This is a genomic window from Anaerococcus sp. HMSC065G05, assembly GCF_001812365.1.
Taxonomy (GTDB): Bacteria; Bacillota; Clostridia; order Tissierellales; family Peptoniphilaceae; genus Anaerococcus; species Anaerococcus vaginalis.
Map to the genome: position 1 here is coordinate 11,307 of NZ_KV808688.1, position 5,696 is coordinate 17,002.

A 5,696-nucleotide genomic window follows, 5' to 3' on the forward strand; every position below is an offset into this window, starting at 1 on the left:
TGGCTCAGCAACAAGCTCAATCGCCATAAATGATGACCATGTTGTAGGAATAGAAAGAGAGTATGTTACTATTTTGGGCATATTTGCATCAATAGTTTTAGCGTTTGTTGATGGAATTACTTTTACGACATCTGTATTACAGAATATTGACAAGGTAAGTGTATTTAGGCTTATCCTAACAGTAGATGTAATTGGAGCAGTATTAGTCAATGTAATATATTTGCTTATATCGTTTATTCTTAAGATAAATGATAAAGACAAAGAGGGGAATGGGAAGTGCGTAAAGAATGCTAATTGGATTTTGATTGGAATTGCAGTTTTGGTTATATTAGGTTGGTTTTTAGATATATTAGAATTACAGAAATATATTTCAGGATTTTTCATATGGACAAGTAAATAATTTAATTTTGAAGAGCAATCTGATAGTTTTAGACTGCTCTTTTTTCATATATACAATAATATAATTTTAAAATAGGAATATTTAAGTAAGATTTTTATTATCATATATATAATCTTATTGTGCTTTATACTCTGTCAAATCTTTAGACTTATTTTTCTATGGAGACTTTTTAGCATATACTTTAGCCCAAGTGGGATGACTTTTTGGGCGTTTATTTTAAAAAATAAGAATAAGCCTCATCATAGCTAATTGAACCGATAAATCTGTGGTTGTTGTCTTGACTGATGGTATTTATGGATATTGTGCAAGGTTATTATTTCAAAACAGTCCCCTTTATTTGATCGTAATAATCCACTATAACTCTTGATATGCCATTTACTGTATTTTTTTGCAGCATTAAGAGAATTATCTCTCCATCATAAGTACCAATTGTGCTCAAAAAACATGCTATAAAACATGAGAATCAAGCTTGTCACAGATTATTTCGAGTGTTGAGATAGTACGGATGCTACTAGGTGTTTTAGTGGATGATAAGGGAGGCTATATGATTCAAGTAAATCCTTAATAAGGATATGTTTATAACTCTCCTCTTTCATACTTTCCATAAAAGTTTCGTACGTAATGGTTTCAAGCATTTGATTTATTTTGTAAAGATAGGAGTTTCTTAGGTATCATAATAAATCATGTACCATACATGAAGTTTTCTATATTCATAAACAATGGTAATAATATCTTTGGTGCACTGATCATTAAAGGCATAGTTTATTCCATCTCTACAAATTATTTTTACAGGGTTCGCTTTATATAGGTCAAAGTTAGCTTCTGACATTTAATAATGGATTTATTTTATGATTTTGGTTAGATAGTAATGTTTTTGAGAACTGTTCTAATTGAACATTGGGAACATAATTAGAAGGTCTTTCATTTGTAGGCTTCTTCTTTATAACCTCTTCTAATTTTTTTATCAAGAACTTAGGCAACAGGAGATTTTTAGTAAATAATGAATAATTAGATGACTTCTTAGACATAGAAATTTTGGGACTAAAAAGAATGTTTGAAGGATAATACGAACTTGCAAGACAAAGTAGCAAGTAGGTTAGATAATGATATGATGATAGTCTTAGCAGAAAAGTACAGACTTCCAATTCCTACAACTCTGGAGGATTTAGAAATGAAGTAGAGTAAGGTTATACAATTTGAGGAGAGAAATTTACTTGCATGAATACTTTTATATTCTATATGGAAAATCCTAATTTGGAGTAGTTTACGAATTTCTAGATTTTAACGAATGTTACTTAAAAGATTTCATTTGACTTAGAGAAGTTTCAAAAAAACGATTTTAATATGATGGATACGCTATTGAATGGAATTAACACAAAAATGTAGAAATTAGGTTCAGAGCATAATATATTTTGATTAAGTATTAATACTTAATCGAATGGATATCTCACGCTAAAGGTACATGGACACGTGAGCTATTTAAATTATTTCCTTGGCATGAGTAGATTATAATAGATCTATTTGGAGTAATTAATTCAAATGGCTATATGTAGTTTTATATAGTCTAAATTGAAATACAAAAGAACAGAGGGAAATTAGAGCTTATAGCTGTACTGACGATAGATAACAGGCATCTATTATCTTTGATGTTGCAGCAGATATGGCAAGTATGTTTTCTACTCTTAATCAAAGAGTAAAGATACTAGCATCATAAAATAGAATCATATTTATAGCAACAAATATATTTTACCAATTGCTATTAGCTTAATCCTATTCATAGAATGGTTTTAACATACACGGAGTTTTATTTGATGAACTTCATACCTAGCCGAATAGTAAACTTTTTAATGTAACGATAAAAGATTAAAAATATTCCAATAATGCAGCTTTTATATTTTCTTATCACAAAGGCAGGAATGAATAAAAATTCTATCTGAATTGAAATGCATCAAGAAAATGAGTTTGAAAGAATAGTATGATACGAGAAACTTGGATTTTTAAGTACAATAGATATCACAATTTATGTTTTAGCCTCTCCACATATTTAAGACTAAAGAGTTACCGTGTACCATATGATATTTGGTAGATTTATGGATATATTCAAATCACTGAAGGAAAAGTAGTTAACTATGAATATATAGAAATATTTATAGAAAATCTGGGATGAAGATTAAAAATAAAACAAATTGATTTGATAGGTGGCGTGCTGTTTAAATTACACAAAACCTGAAAATATAGGTTTTATGGTAGTTCTTTTTGGACAAGGTTTTATGGTTAAAAGTCCAACTAATAAAGAACTTATGAAATTAAGATTAGGGTAAAATCGTGTTAATATTGGAAATTCATTTTTTAGATTTATGAGGTGCAATATCTTTATAAGGACAGATCCAACTGGAAGCATAAAAACAGATAAAGAAATGTTCACTAAAAATATTAAGAGTGTCATTGCCTCTATCATGTAGCTTTATAGGATAATTAGGTGTGAAAATGTTAATACTGAGAGTGTATATGACAGAAGATGGATTTTGTTTATGTAGTAAGGAAAGGTTTGTAGGAGATAAGAGAGATATTTTTTAGAAATGATATTGACAAATCGTTTTTAAAATTGTATATTATTTTTACAAAGAAAAATATAAAATGATTTCTGAAAGGGGGATATTTTGATTATTAATAACACATCTGAATTCTTTGAAGAACTCACTAAAGCGGCTTTAACAAATAGTGGCTGGGAAGTAGAGCCTGTAAATGGTTTTATTAGAGCCACACATCCTAATAGTGAAGAATCTTATTTGATCTGTACAGTAGGAAGAAGTCTGTCTGATAGACAAAAAAAGGAGACACCAATGATTTCCGCTAAGATTCCTAAAATTAATAAGCTAAAAGAAGTATTAAAGAATGATACTTATAGTTCTATTCCATGTATTTCTTATGGAATAGCTAAATACTCTATTGATGATTTTGAGCTAGCAATCGTACCGTTAAATGTTATTGAAGAAAATGCAAAATCTGGGGGAGTGTACTCAGTAACTAAGAATGGTTACTATTATAACTATACTCAAATCAGAGAAAATGAAGTTCCGATCGGTTGTGTTTATAGGAAGCTATGGAAAGCGACCATTATGAGGGGAGAGAATTAAGTGAGAGAATTATATCCTAAAGAATTTGAGAATATCAAAAATTTAAGCAAGATTGAACTTTTAGACTTGTTTAAAAACATGGATTTCGTTGGGGCATTATTAAAAGCTGGAAACTATTATGAGCAAAATATTTATACTATTATGCAAACAAAAATGTATGATATCAAGAATGTTGGCTATTGTTTATGGACATTTGGCTCTATAAGTTTAATAGAAACAATTGAGGAGTCAGCCAGGTTTTTAGAGGATAATGGAGCCAAGTATGTAATAATGCCTCTAACAAAAAGTACTAGCAAAGGTAGAGGCATTGAACTATCAATGTTGAATGGCGAAAGTATTGAGGAATATGATGAGAGAATGAGATTAACCTTAAATGCTAATAGGCACGCCAATAATATTATTTTACCAAGAACGAGAAAAATGTTGAATTATCCAACTGAACTTATGCCTGAAATTGTTAGTGGTACAAAAAATGAAAATGCAGCCTATGTGTTTTCTGATTTTTATATAAGCAATGAAAATATTGAAGATAGTGAATTATCATCAATATTTGAAACATTTGCAAAGGGCGGAATTTATAAAGATTGTTGTTTTGGGAACTCATGTACACATGCACTGGTTAGACAAAAAAAGCTTATGAATAGAAATATTGAAAAATCAGAAGGGATAACTTTCATTGTAGGAAAATTAAAAGAGCCATATATAGTGCAAGTAATAGGTTAAATAAATGATGAATTGCAAATAATATTGCGACACCTAAACCAAACTAAGTTCGTGCATAAATAAATCAAATGGAGTTGGGTCTGTAAATAATTTTGCGTATCAACCTAAATCCTGACATGATATGTACCCTCTTTACTGGACAAACCAGTAAGGAGGGTATTTTTATGAAATATATCTATGAGTTTAAAAAGAATTGTATAGAATTATACAAACAAGGTAATGGTCTGATACACCTAGAGGTATCAACAAATATTACTTCCGTAACTACATAATAAGATGGAATAATTTAGTAGAAACACATGGAATTGAGGTATTAAAGCATAAATCTCATATATATCTATAAATTTTGTAATTGTTAACCCATGAATAAAGTTGTCCAGGATTAATACCGATTTCAATTGCTACAGACCTTATTGTTTTCCTGCTAGCACTTTGCTTACTATTTCTAATTTCTCATCAGTTGTCCACTTGATATTATTTCCGTGTTTTAAAATTTCTGGACCATGAAGTTCTTCTCAAAGAGATGGTAGGTCTTTTTTATTAATTTTATATTACAATTAATTTTGATTAATTTACTATATTATTAATGGTATACTGTGAATATGACTATTAAAATTCAATTAAGAGGATAAGAATGAAAAATATTTTAATCATAGAAGATAATAAAGAGATAGCGTTACAAATGGAAAAGTATTTGGTTAATAATGGTTATGAGGTAGAGATTGCATCATCTTTTTACGAAGCAAGCTATAAGATGAATGTAGATATGGATGCGGCACTTCTTGATATAAATCTACCAGATAAAGACGGTCAACATTTGATAGAAAGATTAAAAGATAAGGACATAAGAGTTATTGTAACAACTGTAAAAAATGATGAAGATTTTATAATTGAATCTCTAGATCAAGGAGCGGACGACTATTTAACTAAACCATTTTCCCTTGCAATATTAAGGGCAAGAATTGATGCGGTTTTAAGAACGATACCTCTAAGTCAAGACAAAATAATTACTTACAAGGATATCAAAATAGATTTAAATGATTCAAAAGTTTATTTTAAAGATAAGCAAATAGAACTAACCCCACTTGAGTATGAAATCCTAGTTTTATTTATTAAAAATCCTCACAGGGTTTTCACAAGAAGCCAACTTTTAGAAATGTTTTGGGAAGATAGGGATAAGTTTGTAAATGACAATACTCTCACATCAACTATTAAGAGAATCAGAGAAAAACTTGATAAAGAAGTGATTTCTACTGTTAGAGGAATTGGTTATAGGATGGATTAAGATGCTATATGTATTTTGGATAATAAGTCTGGTACTTCTTTATTATTTTTTAGAAAAAAGGAAGAAAAATAGAATAAATGAGCTTATTAATTTAATTGAAAATATGAAAAATCAAAATTATAAAATTCCTATGAAGCAAGATGATTTTTCA

4 protein-coding genes and 1 pseudogene are annotated in these 5,696 nt (G+C 29.1%); all 5 read left to right on the plus strand.

What is annotated here, in order from left to right:
• Positions 1 to 400: hypothetical protein (locus HMPREF2852_RS00695; RefSeq protein ID WP_222563195.1), on the plus strand; the 400-nt coding region annotated here is incomplete at its 5' end.
• Between the two features lie 2,660 nt (positions 401 to 3,060).
• Positions 3,061 to 3,537, plus strand: a complete 477-nt coding sequence (locus HMPREF2852_RS00700; protein WP_070605116.1) for a hypothetical protein — start codon at positions 3,061 to 3,063, stop codon at positions 3,535 to 3,537.
• Positions 3,538 to 4,260 carry a hypothetical protein gene (locus HMPREF2852_RS09910; protein ID WP_261667804.1) on the plus strand — a complete coding sequence of 241 codons (723 nt, stop codon included), beginning with the start codon at positions 3,538 to 3,540 and terminating at the stop codon, positions 4,258 to 4,260.
• A gap of 634 nt (positions 4,261 to 4,894) precedes the next feature.
• On the plus strand, positions 4,895 to 5,545 hold the full coding sequence (locus HMPREF2852_RS00710) for a response regulator transcription factor (protein ID WP_070605118.1): 651 nt from the start codon (positions 4,895 to 4,897) through the stop codon (positions 5,543 to 5,545).
• 1 nt (position 5,546) lies between these two features.
• Positions 5,547 to 5,696: pseudogene (locus HMPREF2852_RS09915) on the plus strand (sensor histidine kinase); the annotation flags it as partial.